This window comes from Methylobacterium sp. Leaf93 (assembly GCF_001422345.1).
GTDB lineage: Bacteria > Pseudomonadota > Alphaproteobacteria > Rhizobiales > Beijerinckiaceae > Methylobacterium > Methylobacterium bullatum.
The window spans coordinates 126,776-148,367 of sequence record NZ_LMMS01000027.1 but is presented as its reverse complement, the minus strand read 5'-3'; the positions used below and the strand labels follow the sequence as shown (position 1 = coordinate 148,367).

22 protein-coding genes are annotated in these 21,592 nt (G+C 70.2%); 13 read left to right on the top strand and 9 right to left on the bottom strand.

What is annotated here, in order from left to right; translation table 11 throughout:
• The first annotated feature begins 9 nt into the window (after nt 1-9).
• From ASF26_RS16660 to ASF26_RS22815, 8 genes are all read left to right on the top strand, one after another.
• Complete coding sequence (locus ASF26_RS16660; RefSeq protein WP_056256252.1) at nt 10-987, top strand: ABC transporter ATP-binding protein; 978 nt, start codon at nt 10-12, stop codon at nt 985-987.
• Nucleotides 984-2,189 carry an ABC transporter permease gene (locus ASF26_RS16655; protein WP_056256248.1) on the top strand — a complete coding sequence of 402 codons (1,206 nt, stop codon included), beginning with the start codon at nt 984-986 and terminating at the stop codon, nt 2,187-2,189. Before ASF26_RS16660 ends, ASF26_RS16655 begins: the two co-directional genes overlap by 4 nt.
• A 182-nt stretch (nt 2,190-2,371) precedes the next feature.
• Nucleotides 2,372-3,913, top strand: a complete 1,542-nt coding sequence (gene crtI, locus ASF26_RS16650) for a phytoene desaturase family protein (RefSeq protein WP_056256245.1) — start codon at nt 2,372-2,374, stop codon at nt 3,911-3,913.
• A gap of 50 nt (nt 3,914-3,963) precedes the next feature.
• The gene (locus ASF26_RS16645) at nt 3,964-4,716 is read left to right on the top strand and encodes a lysophospholipid acyltransferase family protein (protein ID WP_056256242.1); all 753 of its coding nucleotides are present in this window, start codon (nt 3,964-3,966) and stop codon (nt 4,714-4,716) included.
• Nucleotides 4,713-5,846, top strand: coding sequence for a glycosyltransferase family A protein (locus ASF26_RS16640; RefSeq protein WP_056256239.1), 1,134 nt, complete (start codon nt 4,713-4,715; stop codon nt 5,844-5,846). Before ASF26_RS16645 ends, ASF26_RS16640 begins: the two co-directional genes overlap by 4 nt.
• A gap of 644 nt (nt 5,847-6,490) precedes the next feature.
• Complete coding sequence (gene oxlT / locus ASF26_RS16635) at nt 6,491-7,786, top strand: oxalate/formate MFS antiporter (RefSeq protein WP_056149589.1); 1,296 nt, start codon at nt 6,491-6,493, stop codon at nt 7,784-7,786.
• Nucleotides 7,787-7,947: 161 nt separating this feature from the next.
• Complete coding sequence (locus ASF26_RS16630) at nt 7,948-8,193, top strand: hypothetical protein (protein ID WP_238253892.1); 246 nt, start codon at nt 7,948-7,950, stop codon at nt 8,191-8,193.
• A 176-nt stretch (nt 8,194-8,369) separates the two neighbouring features.
• The gene (locus ASF26_RS22815; protein ID WP_156463026.1) at nt 8,370-8,537 is read left to right on the top strand and encodes a hypothetical protein; all 168 of its coding nucleotides are present in this window, start codon (nt 8,370-8,372) and stop codon (nt 8,535-8,537) included.
• A gap of 102 nt (nt 8,538-8,639) precedes the next feature.
• Here the strand turns inward: ASF26_RS22815 and cutA are convergent, their stop codons facing one another.
• Nucleotides 8,640-8,960, bottom strand: coding sequence for a divalent-cation tolerance protein CutA (gene cutA / locus ASF26_RS16625; RefSeq protein ID WP_056256234.1), 321 nt, complete (start codon nt 8,958-8,960; stop codon nt 8,640-8,642).
• 86 nt (nt 8,961-9,046) lie between these two features.
• On the opposite strand from cutA, the gene ASF26_RS16620 reads away from it, so the two are divergent.
• Nucleotides 9,047-9,817 (top strand): NAD kinase, encoded by a 771-nt coding sequence (locus ASF26_RS16620; RefSeq protein ID WP_056164421.1) that lies wholly within the window; start codon nt 9,047-9,049, stop codon nt 9,815-9,817.
• A 221-nt stretch (nt 9,818-10,038) separates the two neighbouring features.
• On the opposite strand, the gene ASF26_RS16615 is transcribed toward ASF26_RS16620, so the two are convergent.
• From ASF26_RS16615 to ASF26_RS16600, 4 genes are all read right to left on the bottom strand, one after another.
• Complete coding sequence (locus ASF26_RS16615) at nt 10,039-10,932, bottom strand: DMT family transporter (protein WP_056256941.1); 894 nt, start codon at nt 10,930-10,932, stop codon at nt 10,039-10,041.
• Nucleotides 10,933-10,996: 64 nt separating this feature from the next.
• Nucleotides 10,997-12,574 carry a DUF2336 domain-containing protein gene (locus tag ASF26_RS16610; protein WP_056256231.1) on the bottom strand — a complete coding sequence of 526 codons (1,578 nt, stop codon included), beginning with the start codon at nt 12,572-12,574 and terminating at the stop codon, nt 10,997-10,999.
• Complete coding sequence (locus ASF26_RS16605; protein ID WP_056256224.1) at nt 12,571-13,737, bottom strand: lytic transglycosylase; 1,167 nt, start codon at nt 13,735-13,737, stop codon at nt 12,571-12,573. The genes ASF26_RS16610 and ASF26_RS16605 overlap by 4 nt, the downstream gene beginning before the upstream one ends.
• Nucleotides 13,738-13,853: 116 nt before the next feature.
• Complete coding sequence (locus ASF26_RS16600; protein WP_056256220.1) at nt 13,854-15,023, bottom strand: MFS transporter; 1,170 nt, start codon at nt 15,021-15,023, stop codon at nt 13,854-13,856.
• Between the two features lie 99 nt (nt 15,024-15,122).
• On the opposite strand from ASF26_RS16600, the gene ASF26_RS16595 reads away from it, so the two are divergent.
• Both ASF26_RS16595 and ASF26_RS16590 read left to right on the top strand, forming a co-directional pair.
• Nucleotides 15,123-16,040: a LysR family transcriptional regulator gene (locus tag ASF26_RS16595; RefSeq protein ID WP_056256213.1), complete on the top strand. Its 918-nt coding sequence runs from the start codon at nt 15,123-15,125 to the stop codon at nt 16,038-16,040.
• 47 nt (nt 16,041-16,087) lie between these two features.
• Entirely contained in the window at nt 16,088-16,768 is a 681-nt protein-coding gene (locus ASF26_RS16590) for an aldolase/citrate lyase family protein (protein WP_056256939.1), read from the top strand.
• A 44-nt stretch (nt 16,769-16,812) separates the two neighbouring features.
• Here ASF26_RS16590 and ASF26_RS16585 read toward each other — a convergent pair whose 3' ends face one another.
• The 3 genes from ASF26_RS16585 to ASF26_RS16575 all read right to left on the bottom strand — a co-directional run bounded on the left by ASF26_RS16585 (nt 16,813) and on the right by ASF26_RS16575 (nt 18,660).
• Nucleotides 16,813-17,271, bottom strand: a complete 459-nt coding sequence (locus ASF26_RS16585) for a hypothetical protein (protein WP_056256208.1) — start codon at nt 17,269-17,271, stop codon at nt 16,813-16,815.
• A 181-nt stretch (nt 17,272-17,452) separates the two neighbouring features.
• Nucleotides 17,453-18,064: a flavin reductase family protein gene (locus ASF26_RS16580; protein ID WP_056256205.1), complete on the bottom strand. Its 612-nt coding sequence runs from the start codon at nt 18,062-18,064 to the stop codon at nt 17,453-17,455.
• Between the two features lie 8 nt (nt 18,065-18,072).
• Nucleotides 18,073-18,660 carry a nitroreductase gene (locus ASF26_RS16575; protein ID WP_056256201.1) on the bottom strand — a complete coding sequence of 196 codons (588 nt, stop codon included), beginning with the start codon at nt 18,658-18,660 and terminating at the stop codon, nt 18,073-18,075.
• A gap of 283 nt (nt 18,661-18,943) precedes the next feature.
• Here ASF26_RS16575 and ASF26_RS16570 point away from each other — a divergent pair, with 283 nt between their 5' ends.
• Nucleotides 18,944-19,822 carry a hypothetical protein gene (locus ASF26_RS16570; protein WP_244475974.1) on the top strand — a complete coding sequence of 293 codons (879 nt, stop codon included), beginning with the start codon at nt 18,944-18,946 and terminating at the stop codon, nt 19,820-19,822.
• Nucleotides 19,822-20,202, top strand: coding sequence for a hypothetical protein (locus tag ASF26_RS16565; RefSeq protein WP_056256195.1), 381 nt, complete (start codon nt 19,822-19,824; stop codon nt 20,200-20,202). The genes ASF26_RS16570 and ASF26_RS16565 overlap by 1 nt, the downstream gene beginning before the upstream one ends.
• Nucleotides 20,203-20,250: 48 nt before the next feature.
• On the opposite strand, the gene chrA is transcribed toward ASF26_RS16565, so the two are convergent.
• Complete coding sequence (gene chrA / locus ASF26_RS16560) at nt 20,251-21,465, bottom strand: chromate efflux transporter (protein WP_056256191.1); 1,215 nt, start codon at nt 21,463-21,465, stop codon at nt 20,251-20,253.
• Nucleotides 21,466-21,592: the final 127 nt, after the last annotated feature.

Here is a 21,592-nt window from a genome sequence, read left to right as displayed (position 1 = left end):
CCGCCGCACATGAATCCGGGACAGGAGCCCCTGGTCGTGGTCCGGGGCGCCACCCTCGCGTATCGCGGGCATCGCGTCCTGCGCGGCGTCGATTGCCGGATCGAGGCCGGAGAGACCCTCGCCCTGCTCGGCCCGAACGGTGCCGGCAAGAGCTCGCTCATGCGCATCGTGGCCGGACGATTGCCGCCGGAGAGCGGCACCGTGCGGATCGCCGGTGCCGACCCGTTCCGTGAGCGCGAGGCGCGGCGCGCCATCGGCTGGGTGCCCCAGGAGATCGCCCTTTATCCGCGCCTCACCGTGGCCGAGAACCTTTCCGTCTTCGCGCAGCTCTCGGGGATCGGCCGGCGCGAGCGCAAGGCGGCAGTCCAGGCCGCCCTGGATCTGGCCGATCTCGGCGAGGTGGCGCGGCGTCCGGTCGGCCACCTGTCCGGTGGCTACCAGCGCCGGGCCAACATCGCCGCGAGCCTGATGGCGCGGCCGCGCCTCGTCCTCCTCGACGAGCCGACACAGGGAGTGGATCTGCACGCGCGCGCCGCGATCCATGCGGTGCTCGCCCGCCTGCGGGAGCAGGGCGCCGCGATCCTCATCGCCACCCACGATTTCGCCGAGGCCGAACGCCTCGCCGACCGGGTCGCCATCCTGGCGGACGGGCGGCTCATCCATGAAGGCCGGCTCGCCATCCTCCTCGAACGCATCCGCGCGGAAGTACCCGAACACGAGGTGGCGCTCACCAATCCCGCCGGCACGGACGCCGTGGCGGCCCTGCGCCGGGCGGGATTCACCCCCATCGATACCGGACTGACCTGGAGGGCGAGCCACAGGGCTGGGCTCGACGGGACCGCCCTCCTTGTCAGCCTGCGGGCGGAAGGCGTGCCAGTGGGGGAAATCCGCATCCGCGCGCCGGGTCTGGACGCGATCTATCGCGAGGCCCTCGACCGGGCCGGGCCGGAACGGCCCATGCCCCTCCGCACGGGACACGAGGCATGATCACCGCCGCCTTCCGGGTGATGCTGATCAGCCTGCGGCGCGACCGCGCCGCCCTGGTCATGGCCTTCGTCCTGCCGACCGTGATCTTCATGATCTTCGCCGCGATCTTCTCGGGCGCCATCGGCGACCGGATCCGCATCCATCTCGGTCTCGTCGACCTCGCCCGCACGGCGACCACCGAGCGGCTGATGGCGGCCCTGGAGGCCGACACCTCCCTGCGCATCGAGCGGCTCAAGGTCACCGATCTCGCCGGGGCGACGGGCGCGGTCCGGCGCGGGGAGGTGGACGCCGCCCTGGTCCTGCGCGGCGATCTCGACGCGCCCGTGGCCGGAGCCCCGCCCGAGGCCGCCCAGCCGGTGATTCTCATCGAGAACCCCGCCCGCGCACTGGCCACGCCGATCGCGCTCGGCCAGTTGCAGCGCATCCTCAACGAGGCCCTGCCGGACGTGGTCCTCGCCCGGATCGTCGCCGACGTGGAACGGTCGGGCAAGATCGGGCCGGACGAACGCGCCTTCCTCAACTCGGCCTTCGCCGAGCAGCGCGCCCGCAAGGAGCCGTTCTCCTTCGCCTCCCTGGTGGAGCGCCAGAGCACCGCCTCGGGCCGCACCAACGAGCGGGTCAGCTATTATGCCGGCGCCATCACCGCCGTGTTCCTGCTGTTCGCGGCCATGCAGGGGGCGATGTCCCTGGTGGAGGAGCGGCAATCGGGCCTCGCCGACAGGCTCATGGCCGGGCCCGGAGGGCTCGCCGTGGTGGTGGTGGGGAAGTTCCTGTTCCTGGTGATCCAGGGCGTGGTCCAGGCCGGGCTGATCTTCGCCGCCGCCGCCCTGGTCTACGGGGTCGAGATCGGCCCGCACTGGCCGGCCTGGATCGTCACCTCGTTCCTCGTCTCGGCCATGGCGGCTGGGCTCGCGCTCGCTGCCTGCGCGGCGGCCAATACCCGCCAGCAGGCGCATCTCGCCTCCACCTTCGGCGTTCTGCTGCTCTCGGCGGTGGGCGGCAGCATGGTGCCGCGCTTCCTGATGCCGCCCTGGCTGCAGCAGGTCGGCTGGCTCACCCCCAACGCCTGGGCGATTGAGGCCTATCAGACGGCGCTTGGCGAAGGCATGGCCGCGGCCATGCCGGCCTGGGGGGTGATGATCACCGTGGCGGCCTTGGGCCTGGTGGCCGCCGTGGGGCTGGTGGCGCGCCGGGTGGTGTGAGCCAGCGGGCGTCACCTCGAACCCGAAACTGGCCGACCCGGACCTCCTATCCCCGCTCTCGGCCTTGATAAAGGGCGATAAGTCCGATGGCGCGACCGGTTAGCGCGTTGACCGCGCGGCGATCCGGTCTAGCTTCACCCGTGAGGCACGGCATCGGCCGGGCCCAGGGAGTGACGATGAACATGCGGGTCGGGTCTTCGGTCGCCGTGGTCGGCGCAGGGTTGGGCGGCCTCGCGGCGGCCTGCGTCAGCGCGGCGCGCGGCCACGCAGTCACTCTCTACGACAAGAACGATTGGCTCGGCGGCAAAGCGGCGGTGCTGCACGAGGGCGGTTTCCGCTTCGACATGGGCCCGACCATCCTCACCGTGCCGAAGGTGCTGGAGCGCATCTTCCAGGAGGCTGGCCGCAACATCCACGACTATCTCGACCTGCGCCGCCTCGATCCGCAATGGCGCTGCTTCTTCGACGACGACACCCATCTCGACCTCATGGCCGACGTGCCCACCATGGCGGCCGACATGGAGCGTTTCGCGCCCAATACCGGCGCGGGCGAGGGCTACAAGAAGTTCCTCGAAATCTCCGAGCACCTGCACGACGTCTCGAACAAGTTCTTCTTCTGGAAGCCGGTGGAGGATCTGTTCGACACGATCAACATCCGCGCCAACATGAACCCGGGCACCCTGCGGGACGTGCTCTCCCTCCGCATGGGCTCTTCGGTGGCCGGCACCATCCGCTCGAAGGTCAAGGATGCGCGCCTCGCGCAGATGCTCGACCACTTCGTGCAATATGTCGGCTCGTCCCCCTACGGCGCGCCGGCCGTACTCTGCGCCATCGCCCACATGCAGACCGCCGAGGGCGTCTGGTACCCGATGGGCGGCACCCGCGCGGTGGCGGAGGCGCTGACGAAGCTCGCCTCCGAACTCGGCGCCACCCTGCGGCCAGGCGACGAGGTCACCGGGCTCGCCATCGAGAAGGGCACGGTGAAGGGCGTGAAGACCGCCGCCGGCATCACCCCGTTCGACGCGGTGATCTCCAACATGGATTCGGTGCGGACCTACCGCGAGCTCGTCGGCGGCGATGTCGGCAAGGCCTACGAGAAGAAGAGCTTCGAGCCGGCCTGTTCGGGCGTGGTACTCTATCTCGGCCTGAACAAGCGCTACGAGCACCTGAACCACCACGATTTCGTCTTCTCCCGCGATCCGGAGGAGGAGTTCGACTACATCTACCGCAAGGGCGAGCCGGCCCCGGACCCGACCGCCTATCTCGCCGCCCCCTCCTCCACGGACCCGTCGGTGGCTCCCAAAGGCGGCGAGGCCCTCTACGTCCTCGTCCACACGCCCTACCTGAGGCCGCATCACGACTGGTCCAAGATGTTCCCGGCCTACCGCCAGGTCATCCTCGACAAGCTCAAGCGCACCGGCCACATGCCGGATCTCGAAGAGCGCATCGTCGTCGAGCGCCATCTGACGCCGCAGGACATCCACGAGCGCTACAAGGTGCTCAACGGGGCGATCTACGGCCTCGCCTCGCACGGCAAGTTCATGGGCGCGTTCAAGCCGGGCAACCGCTCGCGGCAGGTGCGCGGCCTGTATCTCGCCGGCGGCGCGGCCCATCCCGGCCCCGGCATGCCCATGGTGATGATGTCGGGTTGGATCGCCGCCGACGCGCTCGATTCCGACGCGCAGGGCGGAGACACCCGCGGCGAGGTGCGGCAGAGCGCGTGAGCCCGCCGGCTCCCCCCACGCCGCGCCATTCGCCACCGATCTGGCGGTTCATGGTCTGGTACTTCGACCGGTTCCTGCGCCGCCACATGAACGCGCTCCGGCTCGCCCGCTGGGGCGCGCCGGATTGTACCGGCCATCCCGGCCCCGTCGTCGTCGTCCTCAATCACCCGTCGTGGTGGGACGCGGCCGTGGTGATCCTTCTGGCCGGCCGCCTGTTTCCCGAGCGGACGAGCCACGCCCCGTTCGATGCGGCAGCGTTGGAGAAATACGCGGTCTTCGGGCGAATCGGCGCGTTTCCGGTGGACCTCGAGTCGCTGCGCGGGGCGGCGCAGTTCCTTGCCCATTCCCGCGCGATCCTCGGCGCGCCCGGACAGATGCTCTGGATCACGGCACAGGGACGCTTCGTCGATGTCCGCGCCCGCCCGCTCGACCTGCGCGCGGGGGTGGCGAGACTCCCCGAGATCGCCCCGGACGCGCTGTTCGTGCCCCTCGCCCTGGACTACGCCTTCTGGGAAGAACGAGGCGCCGAAGCCTTCGCGGCCTTCGGCACGCCGGTGCGGGGTGCCGACCTCCTCGCCCTGCCCCGCCCGGAGCGGCTGGCCCGGATGGAGGCCGACCTGACCGCCACCCTCGACCGGCTCTCCGCGGACGTTGTCGCCCGCGAGCCCGAGCGCTTCACGACCCTGACCTCCGGCGGCAAGGGTATCGGCGGAATCTATGACGGCTGGCGCCGGATGCGGGCCGTCCTCACCGGCCGCTGCTTCGACCCGTCCCACAGTTCCGAGAAAGACAGAGCCCCGTGACCTTCGTCCTGGCGCTCGTCGCCCTCGCCTTCGCCCTCCTCCCCGCCATCCTGGCCTGCGCGAACCTCATCGCTCTGCGCACGCCGGAGCCGGAAGCGGCGCAGGACGGGCTGGTCTCGATCCTGATTCCCGCCCGCGACGAGGAAGGCACCATCGCCGAGACGGTCAGGGCCGCGCTGGCGAGCACCGGCATCGCCGTGGAGGTGCTGGTTGGGGACGACCATTCCACCGATGCCACGGCCGGCCTCGTCCGCGCCCTGGCGGAGACCGATCCCCGGCTCCGGCTCGTCCCGGTTCCCGCCCTGCCCGAGGGCTGGACGGGGAAGAACCACGCCTGCGCCGCCCTCGCGGCCGAGGCGAGGGGCGGGCACCTCCTCTTCATCGACGCCGACGTCACCCTCGCGCCCATTGCCGCCGCGGGGCTCGTCGCCCATGCCCGCGCCACGGGGGCCGCCCTGGTGAGCGCCGTGCCGCGCCAGATCATGCGCAGCCTCGGCGAGCGGCTCACCGTGCCGATGATCAACTTCCTCCTCGTCGGCTACCTCCCCGTGCCGATGATGCGCGCCTCGCTCCGTCCGGCTCTCGGCGCCGCCTGCGGCCAGCTCGTCCTCATCGACCGCTCCGTCTACGGTGAGACCGGCGGCCACGGCGCCATCCGCGGACGCCTGCATGACGGCGTGTTCCTGCCCCGGATCCTGCGCCATGCCGGGCATCGCACCGACCTCGTGGCCGGGCACGCGCTCGCCACCTGCCGGATGTACCGGAACCTCGCCGAATCCTGGGCCGGTTTCTCGAAGAACGCCCATGAGGGCATGGCCACGCCCCGCGCCCTCCCCGTCTGGACGCTGCTGCTGCTCGCGGGCCATGTTTTGCCGCTGCTGCTCGTTCTCGCCGCTGCCTTCGGCCTCGCGACTCCGACGGCCGGGCTCGTCGCGCTCGCCGCCCTCGTCGTGTCGCTCGCCACCCGCGCGGCGATCACCCTCATCACCCACGAGCCGGCCGCGACCATCCTCCTCCACCCGTTCGGGGTAGTGGTGGCCCTGGCGATCCAGTGGAACGTCCTGCTGGACCCTAAGCGCGCCGGAGCGGCGGTGTGGAAGGGGCGGAGCTATCCGGTGCGGGGGGCGTAACTCGCCCTCTTCCCGGCCGTAGGCGAGGCTGGGTTTCCGAGCGGCGGCGTCTTCCGTCCGCCTCCCCGGGTGACGGCCGCGCGCACGGTTCCCCTCCCCGCGACGCAAGGACAGTCCCGGCGTCACGACGATGAAGCGTCGACCGAACCGAGGTCCGTCGGACCGTGGAACGAAGTATACCAAGTGTTTGTTTTTTTTGACGTAAATGTCAAAAACTCTTAGTTTTATAATTTATGCAGATCGAATACTCGGGTCTACGCGGCGCGACATTGTCTACCCCGATAGGGATCCGATCATAGCCTGCCCGTGCCAGTCAAACAGCTCGGAATGCGATGGCTTCGATGGTCCCGCTTCTCGTCACCCCCGGGACCGCCCCGCCCCGATTAATTTCCCCGACTGTGGTGGATGAAACATCCTGCTCATTCGTGGGGCGTTATAGGGCAAGATTTCGCGAAATCCCAGCAAATCTCCGCCCTTACATGCATTATGGTGCTTGCCAGCACATCTGATATGCCAAATACTGAATACCAGCCGACGACTTCTGATCCCGACGATCACTTGCCGCGGCCGAGGGAGCCGATCCGCTGGGGTGCCTCGATCTCCAAGCCCTCAAGTATCCATGTCCATGATCAGGGAGAAAGCTCATGGCGACGTCCGTGACCGCGCCCATAACGGCGCAACCTTCAAAGCGATGGCTCCAACTCGTCCTCGGCGTGGCCTGTATGGTCGCGGCGGCGAACATTCAGTACGCCTGGACGCTGTTCGTCCCGGAAATTCAGAAGACCTTCGGCTGGGACCGCGCCGCGATCCAGGTCGCCTTCACGATCTTCGTCGTGGTGCAGACATGGCTGACCCCGATTGAAGGCTACTTCATCGACAAGTACGGCCCGAGCCGGGTCGTGATGTTCGGCGGTCTGATGACCGGCCTCGCCTGGGTCATCAACTCCTACGCCACCTCGCTCACGGGCTTCTATCTCGGCTCCGTGGCCGGCGGCATCGGCGTCGGTTGCGTCTACGCCACCTGCATCAACAACGCCCTGAAATGGTTCCCGGACAAGCGCGGCCTCGCGGTCGGCCTGACGGCGGGCGGCTATGGCGCCGGCTCGGCCCTCACGATCCTGCCGATCGCCAGCATGATCTCGCACGGCAGCTACGCCCAGGCCTTCTTCATCTTCGGCCTGATCCAGGGCGCGGTCATCATGCTGGCCGCCATCGGCCTGCGCTCCCCGGCCAAGGACCAGGTCATCTTCTCGACCAAGGTCCTGCAGAGCCGGCGCGACTACACCCTCGGGGAAGCCCTGCGCACGCCGGTCTTCTACGTCATGCTGCTCATGTTCACCTGCACGGTCACCGGCGGCCTGATGGCCGTGGCCCAGCTCGGCGTCATCGCGCAGGATCTCGGCGTGAAGGAGTTCCAGGTCAACCTGTACTTCTTCGCCATGGCGGCCCTGCCCTTCGCGCTGATGCTCGACCGGATCATGAACGGCATCTCGCGGCCGCTCTTCGGCTACATCTCGGACCGGATCGGCCGTGAGAAGACGATGTTCATCGCCTTCACCATGGAGGGCATCGGCATCGTCGCTCTCGGTTACTTCGGCTCGAACCCCTGGGCCTTCGTGATCCTGTCCGGCATCGTGTTCCTGGCCTGGGGCGAGGTCTACTCGCTGTTCAGCGCCACGGCCGCCGATACGTTCGGCTCCAAGCACATCGGCAAGATCTACGGCGTGCTCTACTGCGCCAAGGGTTTCGCCGCCCTGTTCGTCCCGCTCGGCAACATCCTGATGCAGGCCACGGGCACCTGGGCGACGGTGCTGTATACGGTGGCGATCATGGATCTCTTCGCCGCGTTCCTGGCCGTGGCCGTCCTCCGGCCGATGCTCAAGCGCCACCACGTCGCCAACGGCTCGGTCACTCCGGCCGGCGCCCTGGCCCACGCCTGACCGCCCCCTCGCCCCGCCCGACCGGCGGGGCGAGCCCGGCACGACCGAAGGAGCCGAGGACCGGCTCCTTCCGCGACCGGCCCCGATGGCGTCCCTCCGAGGGGCGCCATCTCCGGCCCGCCACACGGTGCGCGATCCTGTCCGCCCTCCCGTGTCGCCTCATGCGCCGTCATGTCCAACTCTGCTCGGCCATCGCCGGAGTGCCCGAGATGAACATCGCCGCCATCCTCGCCCTGCAGAGCATCCCGTTCGCGGCCCTGGTGCTCGCCACGGCCGGTGCCAACCGCGATCTCTTCGCGGTTCTGTATGTCGCGGCCCTGGGCCTGACCCTATCCATCATCATCTTCGGCGACGGGCATCACACGCTGCCGCTGATGCCCGGCATGTCCGGCGGCAACCATCGCTGAAGCCCCTACTTTCATGGCGGTGGACAAGGCGACATCCTAGCGATGCGCGTCCCTCCCGCCGAGACGACCGCGCAGCTCCGCGACGGAAACATGGCCGTCATACGGAATGTGATATACCAAGCGTCATGGTGCAGTGCGATATATGCTTCATTGCAGCTGCAAGAGAGGCTTGTTCCATGATCGCTCTGTTCATCCTCGGCCTCGCCGCCGTCGCCGTCGGCCCTGCTTTGGCCCTGCTCACGGACCACGCCGAATCGGCACCCTCGGTCACCGGCACCACCTCCGCCGGCATGTTCGTCGCCATCAACGACAACGCCCAGGCGTCCTACCGTCTGGCTGCTTGAGTCGAGACCAGTCGATCGGGCCCCTCCCCCTCGGATTCTCCCCGCCAGGCCCCGCCGCGGCGGGGTTTTTCATGGCCCGGCGGGATGGCGATCGGACGCGCCTCAGCCGCCGGTCTCCGCGAGAATCCACGAGGCGGTGTCGGCATCGGCCCCGCTCGCGGCGAGATGCAGGATGATCGGCGTCTCGTAGGGATGGCGCTGCTTCAGCGCGGCGGTGAGGGAATCGGCGAGCCCCTCCCGGGTCTTGAGGATGGCGACGACCTCCTCGCTCCGTTCCACCGCCCCCTTCCAGGCATAGACCGACCGCATTCCCGGCAGGACGTTGACGCAGGCGGCCAGACGCGCACGTACCAGTTCCTCGCCGATGGCCAGCGCCGTCTCGGCATCGGGAAAGGTGGTGTAGACGAGAAGCGGACGCTCCATGCTATGGGTCTCCGGGTCAGCGGCCTGTTTCGAGGGGAATGAGGCGCGCGGCAAAGCCCGGCGTCAACACGAGCGGACGATCATCCATGGCGCGGCGCTTCCAGAGGATCGCCTTCATCGCGAGTCCCACCGCCGATGCGCGCAGTGCAGCGGACACGCTGATGCGGCGCTACGACAGCGTCGCCCCCGAGGAGGCCGACGTGATCGTGGCTTTGGGCGGCGACGGGCTGATGCTGCAGGCGCTGCACCGCTTCATGCTGGCCGGCACGCCGATCTACGGCATGAATCGCGGCACCGTCGGCTTCCTGATGAACGAGTACCGCGAGGACAACCTCCTCGAACGGCTGGAGAGCACCAAGCGCAGCACCATCCACCCGCTCATGATGGAGGCGGTGGACGTGGAGGGGCGCCGGCACACAGCGCGCGCCATCAACGAAGTCTACATGCTGCGCCAGACGCACCAGACCGCCAAGCTGAAGATCTCGGTGGACGGACATGTGCGCCTGCCCGAGCTCATCGCCGACGGCGTGCTCTGCGCGACACCCGCCGGCTCCACCGCCTACAACCTTTCGGTGGGTGGCCCGATCCTGCCCCTGAATTCGCGGCTCCTGGCGCTGACCCCGATCTCGGCCTTCCGCCCCCGGCGCTGGCACGGCGCCCTGCTGCCGGATCACGCCCGCATCCAGGTGGAGGTGCTCGACGCGGCGCATCGCCCGGTAGCCGCGGTGGCCGACCACACCGAATTCCGCCGGGTCTGCACGGTGGAGACCTGGCTCGACCTCAAGACCGACCTCACCCTCCTCCACGATCCCGGCCACAGCCTCGACGAGCGGATTCTTCGCGAACAATTCGGCTGACGTGACGCTGCGCGACGTCTCGCGCCGGCCGCCGGATCGGGTCCCGCTGGCGCTCCAGCCGTCCGGGGAAGGGGCGCGGCTTTTCCCGCCCCCGTCAGTGCCGGCACGTTTTGCGGGCGCCCGGAGCGTCGGGGCAAGACGTGCCGCGTCAGCGGCGCAGATCCTCATCGATTGCAAGAACGGACGCCTGCAATAGACTGTAAGGACTATAGTTTCCTCGCTCACGCAGCTTGACGCAGATTCTCTCGTTTCGCCCGATACGCACCGACCGTACTGCCCACCGAGGCCGCCATGATGCAGGCGATGGCGGCACCCTGCAGGGGCGTGAGGCGCTCCCCGAGGATGAGGAAGCCGGCGAGCGCGCCGCAGACCGGCTCGAGACTGAGCAGAATGCCGAAGGTCTGGCGCGGCAGGCCCCGCAGGGCCACCATCTCCAGGGAATACGGGATCGCGCTCGACAGGATCGCCACGGCGAGGCCGGCCACGACGAGGGAGGGCGAGAGCAGCGCCATGCCCGCCTGAGCGATCCCGAAGGGCAGGATCACCAGGGCCGCGACACTCATGCCGAGGGCCACTGCCTGCCCGCCGGGCAGGTGCCCCGCCCTCTGGCCGACGAGAATGTAGAGCGCCCAGCACAGGGCCGCGCCCAGCGCGCAGGCGACGCCGACGGGATCGAGGCCGGAGCTCGCCCGATCCAGGGGCAGCAGCAGGCACAGCCCCAGCATGGCGAGCGCCACCCAGACGAGATCGACGGCGCGCCGCGACGAGGCCACCGCCACGAGGAGCGGCCCGACGAACTCGATGGCGATGGCGAGCCCCAGGGGGATCGTCCGCAGGGAGAGGTAGAACAGCAGGTTCATGCCGCCGAGCACGAGCCCGTAGAGCACCACCACACCGGCATCCCGCCGGCCGAGGGTCCGGCGCCAGGGCCGCCACACGGCGAGCAGAAGCACCGCCGCCAGGGTGACGCGGTAGGCGGAGGTGCCCTCCGCGCCGATGACCGGGAACAGCTGTTTGGCGAAGGAGGTGCCGATCACGAGGGAGAGGATCGAGCCCACCAGGGCGGCCACGGGGGCGAGGCCGGCGAGAACGGCTCTGGTATCGGTGCCTGTCATGCCGCCCTCATAGCCGGATGAGGGCGAAGGGGCGACGATCATGGCGCCGGATGGCCGCTCCGGGTCAGGCGGCGAGGCGCATCCTGTCGCGGTCGGCGCGGTAGCTGGCGATGAGGGCGTCGGGAATCGCATCCAGGACCGCATCGACCTCGCGGGTCGGCGACATGCCGACATCGATCCGTACGGGGTCGGGTACGACATCGAATTCCGGCTGGGACACGACGATGGAGGGCACGTCGATCGTCACGAGGTCGTGGCCAGTCAGATCGATCGGCGCGGCGGCGAGCGGGCGGACCTGCGCCCTCGCCTCGCGCACACTCGCGCTGAGCCCGTCGGACAAAGAATCGAGCACGGCTTCCACCGTCCTCCCCCGCTCGACGACGGTGTCGATGCGGATGGGCTGAAGCGCCAGCGGCGTGGGTTGGGCCGGCCGCTGGGAGACGAGCTGCTGCGCCAGGCGCCATTCCACATCGAGGATCTGCATCCGCGTCCGGGTCTCCTGGCTCGCCTTCGCCTCCATGGCCTTGGCGGCGACGCGGGACTCCTCGCGGGCGGCCTCGGCCTCGTAGCGGGCCAGAAGCGCGACGACGCTCTGCGCCTCGGCGAGCGGCATGGTCTCGCAGGCGGTGAGCGCGCGCTCGATCATCCGGCGCGACAGGGTGGCACTCCCGGGCTCGGCCTGGAGACCGGCGTCGCGCCAGGCCGAAAGCGCAGCCACGAAGGCGGGCAGCAGGACGGCCGGCAATCCGGCGCGGCGGTGGAGGGCGGCGAAGCCCGAGGCGGAGGGGTCGTGCATCAGCCCGGCCACGCGGTCGGCCTTCAGGCCGGTGAGATCGGACAAGGCCGCCTCCGCGAAGGCCATGCGGCCCGACAGGATCGCCCGCAGGATCAGGCCGGCATTGAGCTGTCCCCGGATGCGGAGATGGCTCACGAGGCGCGCGAGATCCGCCCCGTCGGCACCGGCGCTCACCTCCAGGGTGCTGCGCTCCAGGGCTTCGCGGCTCGCCCGCTCCCCGCGCGCCGGGGTGAGCCAGCCCGAGGCGATGGCGAAGGCCGAGAGGGATGCCGCCACGCGGGCGGTGACGGCTTGCCGCACTTCGAGGGGTAGATCGGCCCGTATCGTCAGGGCGTTCCTGAGGTCGGCATCGTCGCCGTGCCGCTCCACCATGCGCAGCAGGCTGCCGGTGGTGATACCGGCGCTCCGGTTGCGCACCAGGGCGGTGAGGGAGGGGACGCCGCCGATCTCGGCCATGGCCCCGGACACCGCGTGGGAGAGACCGAGCCGGTCGGCGATGGCGGTGCGGGTGGTCTCGCAGCCGACGGCGATGCCGTCGACGAGATCCGCATCGGTGAGGACGGACGAGCGCCGCAGGACCAGGGCGGCGATGTCGGGCTGGTCGCCGGCCAGGGCCACGACCAGCGGCCGGGGCGCGGTGGCGCAACCGGCGCAGGCCTGCGCCAGGGCGCGGCGCACGGCGGGGGCCGGGTCGTCGAGGAGCGCCAGGATCGCCGAGCGCGCGTCGCGCGCCGCCCCGGCATCGAGCCCGCCATAGAGATAGGCCCGGGTCAGCGCCGCCGCCGCCTCCGCGCGGCGGTCGATGGAAGCGTCACGGGTCCAGGACAGGAATTGGCGGATGATCATTGACCGCTCCGGGTCGCGAAGAGTGAGAGATCGAGAGGTTTGGAGGCGACGGTGCCGGCCTGCCGGGAGGCGGCGGCGGTGAATTCGGCGGGCCGGCGCGGGGGCAGCGGTGCGCCAACGAGAGCGGTGGCCGTGGCGACGGCGGGCAAGGCCGTCGCCGCGACCTTCGCCGGCTCCGCGGGGATTGCGGCCGTTGTCGAGGCCGTCTCTCCCGTCCCGTCCGAGCGCGGGAAATAGGTGGGCGCGCGGCGCGCCGGCTCCGGCGAGGAGGACGGCGGCGAAGAGGACGAGGGCGACGCGGCCCTGCCCTGCCACAGGCGGGCGACCCCCTCGGACATCGCCCCCTGGCGCTTGTCGGTCTGGAACAGGGCCCGCAATCCGCCGCCGTCGATGGCCGCATAGGCGGAGACGGGATCGGCGGTGGAGGCCGGCTCGATGGCGGCGCCCGCCAGGGCCGTGGGGGCGGGCCGCGAGGCGGATTGGCTGGCGGACAGGAGTGCGTAGAGTTCGGCGGCGCCGCGAGTGCGGCCGGTCTTGTCGTAGAACAGGCTCCGGTTGGCGGCGGCCGCCTCCGGCATGTCGAGGGCGGCGGCCCGGGCCGGGCTCGCCTGGGCGGCGGCGATCAGGGTCGCCGCCCCGCGCGCGCCGAGGACGTGGGCGGCGTAGAGGTCGCCGCCGGTGGGCTCGCGCCCGAGGGCGGCGGTGAGCGCCTCGCCGTTGCGCTGGGTCAGGGCACCCGCCATGGTGGCGGCCACGGCCGGGTCACGGCGCAGATCCAGGATGGTCTGGCGGGCCGAGGCGTCCTGCACCGTGTAGGTGCCGTCGGGTCTGGCGGTGATGGCGTCGGCATAGGCCGAGAGGCCGAGCTTGGGCCCCGCATTCTTCATCGTCCCGAGCCAGGTCTGTTCGATGAACTGGAACAGCCCGGTGGCCGAGGAGGTGGCGGCCTTGGCCGACGGGTCGAGGGAGGATTCGCGCTTGGCCGTGGCGAGGAGGTAGTCGAATTCGGTGCCGGTGCTGCGCGCGCCGCTGCGGATCGCATCGACCACGCCCGCCGAAGCCGATCCGGCGGACGTCCCCGTGGTCGCCCCGTTCCGCGTGCCCGCGTCCCGGCCGAGGCCGGTCTCGCGAGTGCTGGCGGGGGGCGTGGTGAAGAGGAACATGGCCGTCCGGCTGCAGGCGGACCTGACGATGTCGGCCTGAGTCTCAACCTGTTCCGATCATGGTAAACAAAGATTAAAGGAAGTGCCGTCCGCACCGTCCCGAACCTGCATAAGTTTCAGGACACGACAGGTTCCGCCACCCCGCGCCGCCGCCGGCGCAGGGCCACCAGCATCGCGAGGCCCGCAGCGGCCATGGCAGCGCCCGCGAGGGGGACGGCCGGGTAGCCGAGCCCCGCATCGATCACGCCTCCGCCGACGGCGGCACCGATGGCATTGCCGAAGTTGAAAGCACCGATATTCATGGCCGAGGCGAGGTTGGGCGCCCCCTGCGCCTGCTCCATCACCCGCATCTGGAGCGGGGGCACCAGGGCGAAACTGGCGACGCCCCAGAGGAAGATCAGGATGGCGGCCGGGACCTGCCAGCGCACGCCCCAGGCGAAGAGGGCCAGCACCATCACCAGTCCGCCCAGCGAGGCGAAGAGCGTACCGTCCACCGACCGGTCGGCGAAGCGCCCGCCGGCCCAGTTGCCCACGGTGAGGCCGATCCCGTAGAGCACCAGCATCGCCGTCACGAACGGCGTCGCGGCTCCCGTCTCGATCCGCAGGATCGGCACGATGTAGGTGAACACCGTGAACATCGCGCTCGACCCGAGCACGGTCAGGGCGAGGGCGGCGAGCACCGGCCCCCGCATGAGGACGCGGAGTTCGGCCCGCATGTCGCCACCGGCCTCGGCCTCGAGGGGCGGCAGGGCCAGGCGCAGCGACAGCATGGCCACGGCCCCCACTGCGGCGATGCCCCAGAAAGCCGCACGCCAGCCGAGCATCTCCCCGATCCAGGCCGCCAGCGGCACGCCGCCGATGGTGGCGATGGTGAGCCCGGAGAACATCGCGGCGACGGCGGCGGCGCGACGCTCGGGCGGCACGATGCCGGCCGCCACCACCGCGCCGACCCCGAAGAACGCGCCATGGTTCAGGGAGGTGACGAGGCGGGCGACGACCAGCATCGCGTAGCTGTCGGCCATCGCCGAGAGGAGGTTGCCAAGGGTGAAGATGCCCATCAATCCGACGAGCAGGCGGCGGCGCGGCATCCGGGCGAAGGCCAGCGTCATCAGCGGCGCGCCGAGGAGCACGCCCATTGCATAGGCGCTGACGACGAGACCCGCCGCCGGGATCGAGACGCGCAGATCGTTCGCGATCAGGGGCAGCATGCCCATCGGCGTGAACTCGGTGACGCCGATGCCGAAGGCACCGGCCGAGAGCGCCAGAAGGGGAAGGTTGAGTCTCATGATTCGTACTTTCCGTCTGTTCCAGAGGAGCACATGGCGGAAGCCGCATCTCCCTGGTAGTACCGCGACGGGACCAACATCCGTGCGCCGGAGGCATCAATGCTGCGCGACAGGGTCGACCGGGCGGGTGACATGGCTCTCTTCCTCGCCGTGGCCCAGGAGGGCAGCCTGTCGGCGGCGGCGCGCCGGTTCGGCCTCACACCCTCGGCGGTGAGCCGGGTGGTGGCGCGGATCGAAGCCCGGCTCGGCGTCCGGCTCCTCGTACGGACCACGCGCTCCCTGCACCTCACCGCCGAGGGCGAGACCTATGCCCGGGCGGCGCGGCGGATCCTGGCCGATCTCGACGAGACCGAAGCGCAGATCGCCGACCAGGGCTGCCCGCGTGGCCGGGTCCGCGTCAGCGCTTCGATGGCCCATGGCAGGCGTGTGGTGGTTCCCCTCATCGGCGATTTCGTCGCCCGCCATCCGGGGATCGTGGTGGAGATCGACCTCAGCGATGAAGTCGCAGACGTGATCGGCGGGCGGGCCGATCTGGCGATCCGGTTCGGGCCACTGGCCGACAGCCCGCTCACCGCCCGGCGCCTCGGCGAGACCGGGCGGATGATCGTGGCCTCGCCCGCCTATCTCGCCCGCGCCGGCACGCCACGGGTTCCGGGGGACCTGGCCGGCCACAACTGCCTCGACTTCAACTTTCGCCGGATCGAGCCGGGCTGGCCGTTCCGCGAGGACGGGCGCGACCACCTCCTGGCGGTGCGCGGCAACATCGCGGCGAATAACGGCGAGACCCTGGTGCAGCTCGCCCTGCAGGGCATCGGCGTCACCCGCGTCGGAACCTTCCATATCTCGGAGGATCTCGCGGCGGGCCGCCTCGTACCGCTTCTGGAGGCGTATAATCCCCAGGACCGGGAGGCGATCCATGCGGTGTTCGTCGGCGGCCCGGCCATGCCTGCCCGCATCCGGGTGCTGGTGGATTTCCTCGCCGAGCGCATGGGCCGCAGCCAGGGACCGGTTCCATGACGGTGCTCGGCGATCGGGCGTCCCGCCCCCCCCTCGGAGAGGCCGTCATGCGTGCATTCCTGATCGTCCCTGCAGATTCAGGGGCCATCGCGGCGGCGATGGCGAGCGACGCGCATGCGCTGATCGTGGACATGACGGGCCTCGCGTCGCCGGCTTTCTTCCCCGAGCGCCGGCCGGGCGTGCCGCTGTTCTACCTGCGCTCGCACGACCTGGAACGCGACCTCCCGGCGATGATGGCCGCGGCACCGCACGGAATCGTCCTGCCCCGTTGCGAGGGCGCCCGCGACGTCATGCGCCTCGGCGCGCGCCTCGCCGTCGAGGAGGCGATGCAGGGGCTGACCGATGGGGCGACGCGGATCCTCGCCTTCATCGAAACGGCAAGGGGCGCGCTGGCCCTGCACACCCTCGCGGATGCGGGGGAGCGCCTCGTCGGAATCGCCTGGGACGCCGCGGCCGTGAGGATCGAAATCGGAGCGCCCACCATCCGCGATCGCGAGGGCGTGCTGAGACCGTCCCTCGCTCAGGTCCGCGCCCTGGTTCGCCTCACCGCTGCGGCGGCGAGGGTCACGGCGATCGATACGCCATGCCTGCCCGGTGGCGACCTCGCCGGTGAGGTCGAGGCGGCACGGGATGACGGGTTCGAGGCGAAACTCATCCTCGAACCGGATCAAGCAGGATTCGTCAGGGAGTTCAGCTTTCGATCCCCGGCCTCGTCCGCGGAGAGCTGACGCGGCGGCGGACGATGCCGGGGAGGAAGCGCTTCGGAGTTAGCCTATTCGGCATCCTCGCCGTCCTCGACCGCCGACACGGCCCGAGCATCCGGCCCGCGCTGGGCCTCGGGCGAGAGGACGTCGTGGCTGACGGGGGTCGCCGTCGCGGTGGGGGTGGAACGCGGTGCCGTATCCGCCAGCATCATCGAGGCGGTCACCGAGATTAGGCCGGCGAGCGAGCGGAGATCGTCGGACTGGCGCACGTCGCGTGAGACTAGGGCTGCCTCGCGCTGGAGACGCAGGTTACAGGCTTTGGTCGGCAGCCCGCCATCCGGCGTGCAGGCGTCGTGCCGGGCGCAGGCCGCGTCGAGGGCATCGATGGGCGGGAGTGGGGCATTGTTGCCGGGCCCGCAGTAATTGCCATGGATCAGCATGGTCGGTGGGCGGTTCGTCGCTTGTGCCAGGGCGGGAGTCGCAAGACCGGCGACGATGAGGAGCGGTACAGTGAACTTGACGATCATACGATGCAGACCTCTGCGAGCGCCCCCTCAGGCGGTTCGCGGAAATGAGCTGCCCCACGGCGGCTCGGGCCATTAAGCATTCGGCCCCGACCTTGGTTCCCTTTTTGGCACGGAGCACTCCCCGGCCGCCCTTGTCCATGGCTGAGCTTGCATCTCTCGCGGGATAGAGGCTGAGACGAGGCTACTGCCCCGCTCCGGGAGGGCGCTTCAACTCGAAACGTGCCTCATCGGTGACGCTGAAATAGTCGAAATAGCCACCGCGCAGGAGCGGATGCATCGCGCCGGTATCGACCCGGCCATCCTTGACGAAGGCATCGTCGACATAGATCGACACGACCTGGCCGATCACCAGGAAGTGACTGGCCTCGCTGCCGTCGAGAGGTGTCAGGGGCACGGTCTGGAGCCAGCGACATTCCAGGGCGGCGGGGGATTCGGCGACCCGCGGCGGGCGCACCTTGCGCGAGGGCACCGGCGTCAGACCGGCCGCGACGAACTCGCTCTCGCCGCGGGCGAGGGGGGCCGAGGTGGCGTTCATGGCGTCGCGCAGCCCGTAGGTAGCGAAGTTGCAGACGAACTCTCCGCCCTCCTCCGCGAAGGTCATCGCGTCCTTGCGGCCTGCGGACGAGAACATCACCATGTCGGGGCCGGTGGCGACGGCGTTGAAGTAGGAATAGGGGGAGAGGTTGACGTGGCCCTGCTTGTTCATCGCGCTGATCCAGCCGATGGGCCGGGGCGCCACCAGGGCCTTCAGCGGGTTATGCGGCAGGGTGCGGTTCTCGGAATCGTAATGCATGGCGCCGCTCAGACTCGTGTGACGATGTCGGACAGGACGGGTCTCGGGCGGTCGCTCGGGACCTCGCGGGCGCGGCCGACATGGATGAAGCCGGCCAGTTTCTCGCGCGGGTCGAGGCCCAGCGCGTCGAGGATGCGGCGGTCGTACGCGAACCACTCGGTCAGCCAGGCGGTGGAAAAGCCCGCCGCATTGGCCGCGACGACGAGGTTCATGCAGACGGCGCCCGCCGACAGCACCTGCTCCCATTCCGGGATCTTGACGTGGGGGGCGGCGCTGGAGACGACGGCGACCACCAGGGGGGCGTGGGCGAGGCGGTGGCGCTCCAGATCGAGGCGCTTGGCATCGGCCTCGGGATGATCCGCCGCGTAGGCCTCCCCGATGGTGTCACCCACGCGCAGGCGGGCCTCACCCTCGATCACCAAGAAGCGCCAGGGGCTGAGCTTGCCATGGTCGGGCACGCGCGCGGCGATGGTGAGGATCGCATCGAGCTCCCCGGCGCTCGGACCCGGCCCGTCGAGATTGACCGGCGGAACTGAGCGGCGGACGCGCAGGAGGTCGATTGTGTCGTTCCGCGGCATGTCGGATATGGTGTCCATGGAACCTGTTCGGCGCGAATGAGGGACGTGGGGGCACCGCCGGGCGGCTGGTCCGAGGCGAGCCGCTTCGGCGATCGATAGAAAGCTTCGGCCTTGGAGCCGCCACGGTCCGGATACAAAGCGGGATGTCGCATTCGGCACGGTGACGGTCGACCAGCGAAAACATGCCGTGCGGCCCGCAGCTTGGCAATCGCCGCTATGCATGGCGGACCCGTGCGGGGCGGACCCGTGAAGGAGACAGCGGATGGGACCGGTAATGCGCGCGCTCGCGGTGACGGGAGCCATGGCGATGGCGGCGTTGCCGGTGCTGGCGCAGGAACGCGGCCCGTTCGGCGGTCGCAACGGCCCGGCCCTGCCCTCACCCTCGATCACGGGGCCGCAATTGCCGCTTCCCCCCGTCGAGGGCGAGGCGCCCCTCACCCTCACCGCCCTGTTCGCGGGCAGCAACCAGCCGGTGCGCTCCGGCCTCGCCTGGCGCATCTACGAGGACCGGTCCGACGGGGTGCGGCCGAACATCGTCGCGCGCTCCGAGGCGGCGGATCCGAGCTTCACCCTGGCGCCCGGCGCCTATGTCGCCACCGTCACCTACGGCTTCGCCAGCGCCTCGAAGCGCATCACCATGGCGGGCGCGGCACTCAGCGACCGCCTGACGATCACCGCGGGTGCGCTCAAGCTCTCGGGTGCCATCGGCGACATGAAGATCACCCCCGCCGACCTCGCCTTCTCGGTCTTCGTGCCCATCGGCACCAATTCGGAAGGGCGCCTCGTGCGCAGCGGCGTGAAGGCGGGCGAGCTGATCCGCCTGCCGGAGGGGACCTACCATGTGGTCTCGAATTACGGGGAATCGAACGCGATCCAGCGCGCCGACCTCAAGGTGGAAAACGGCAAGGTCACCGACGCCACCCTCAACCACCGGGCCGCCACCGTCACCCTCAAGCTCGTGGCCGCCCCCGGCGCCGAGGCCTTCGCCGGCACCGCCTTCAGCGTGCTGACGCCGGGCGGCGACACGATCCGCGAGGCCATCGGCGCCTTCCCGCAGGTGACCCTGGCGGAGGGCGACTACGTCCTCATCGCGCGCCACGACGGCCAGGTCTTCACGCGAGAGTTCAAGGTGGAAAGCGGCATGGACCGGGACATCGAAGTAGTGGCGAAGGCCTCCTGATGCGCGCCGTCGTCCTCGCCGTCGCCCTTCTCGCCGCCGCGCCCGCCACGGCACAGACCGTCATCGACGGGTCCGACGCCACGATCGGGGCCGAGATGTCGGCGTCCGTGATGGCGCTGGTCGGCCGGGGGCTCAAGAGCCCGGCCGAGGCGCGTTACGGCCGGCTGCGCCGGGGCAAGGCGGACGCCATCTGCGGCGAGGTCGACGTGACCAACAGGATGGGCGCCCATGTCGGCCCGCGCCCCTTCGTCGCCGATACCGGATCGGGATTTGCCGGCATTCTCCCCGACGCCGCCGAGATCCGGCACCCGTCCAGCATGGCGCAGTATCAGGGTTTCCAGCGCATTCTGGCGCTGCTCGCCGCGAATTGCGACGGGTGATCGCTTCCCGATTCACTCCTGCGAGGGTGAATCGATGCTGTTCAAGCGTCAGCCCCCCACCGCCGCTAGGCCCGCCCCCGCGACGGCCGTGAGCACGACCACGATCCAGGGCGGGGCCGCCCCGATCGTCAGGAGCAGGAACGCGCCGGCCGCCACGGCGAAGTCACGCGGGCCGAGGACGGCACCGGTCCAGAGAGGATCGTAGAGGGCGGCGGCGAGAATCCCCACCACCGCCGCGTTGGCGCCGCGCATGGCCGCCTGCGCCAGGGGTCTTTCGCGGACGGCATCCCAAAAGGGCAAAGCTCCGTAGACCAGGAGCAATCCCGGCAGGAACACCGCCACCAGGGCGATGGCGGCCCCGGCCAGACCGTTCGGCTGCGGTCCGAGGGCCACGCCGAGATAGGCCGCGAAGGTGAAGAGCGGCCCCGGCACCGCCTGCGCCGCGCCGTAACCGGCGAGGAATGCGTCCGGGCCGATCCAGCCGGTCTCGACCAGGGCCGTGCGCAGGAGCGGCAGCATCACGTGCCCGCCGCCGAAGACGAGGGCACCCGAGCGGTAGAACGCATCGAACAGAGCGAGCCCCTGCGAGGACAGGGATTTCGCGAGGAGCGGCGGGACCGCGAGGAACAGGCCGAACAGAAGGAGGGCCACCGCGCCGGCCCGGCGCGAGACCGGGATGCCGAAATGCCCGCCCGCCGGCCAGGATGCCCGGCGGCAGACCACGAGCCCGGCAACGGCTCCGAGACCGATACCGGCGACCTGACCGGTCGATCCGGCCAGTACAGTGGTCAGGGCGAGGGCTGCGAAGGCGATGGCCGCGCGGGTGGCATCGGGCGCGAGGGTGCGGCCCATGCCCCAGACCGCCTGCGCCACCACCGCCACGGCGACGAGCTTCAGCCCGTGGACGATGCCCGATCCGACCGGGCCGGCGAGGGCGTCCGCCCCATAGGCGAAGGCCACGAGGAGGAGCGCCGAGGGCAGGGTGAAGGCGGTCCAGGCCGCCAACCCACCGGCCAATCCCCCTCCCCGCATCAGGCCGAGGGAAAACCCGACCTGGCTCGAGGCCGGGCCGGGCAGGAACTGGCACAGGGCCACGAGGTCGCCATAGGCCGCCTCGTCGAGCCAGCGGCGGCGGTGCACGAACTCGTCGCGAAAGTAGCCGAGATGGGCGATCGGGCCACCGAAAGCGGTGAGGCCGAGCTTGAGGAAGGCGAGGAAGACTTCCCGCACGGAACCCTCGCGGGCGAAAAGGGGTGTCGTCACGTCGGAGGACCTCGAGGGGACGGGGGCGGGCTCGCTCCCGCGACGTCTTCCTACCCGAATTCCTCATCCCGAGATGCCGCGAAGCGGCCTCGAAGGAGGGCTCCAGCCTGACTGGCGGTCCCCGGAC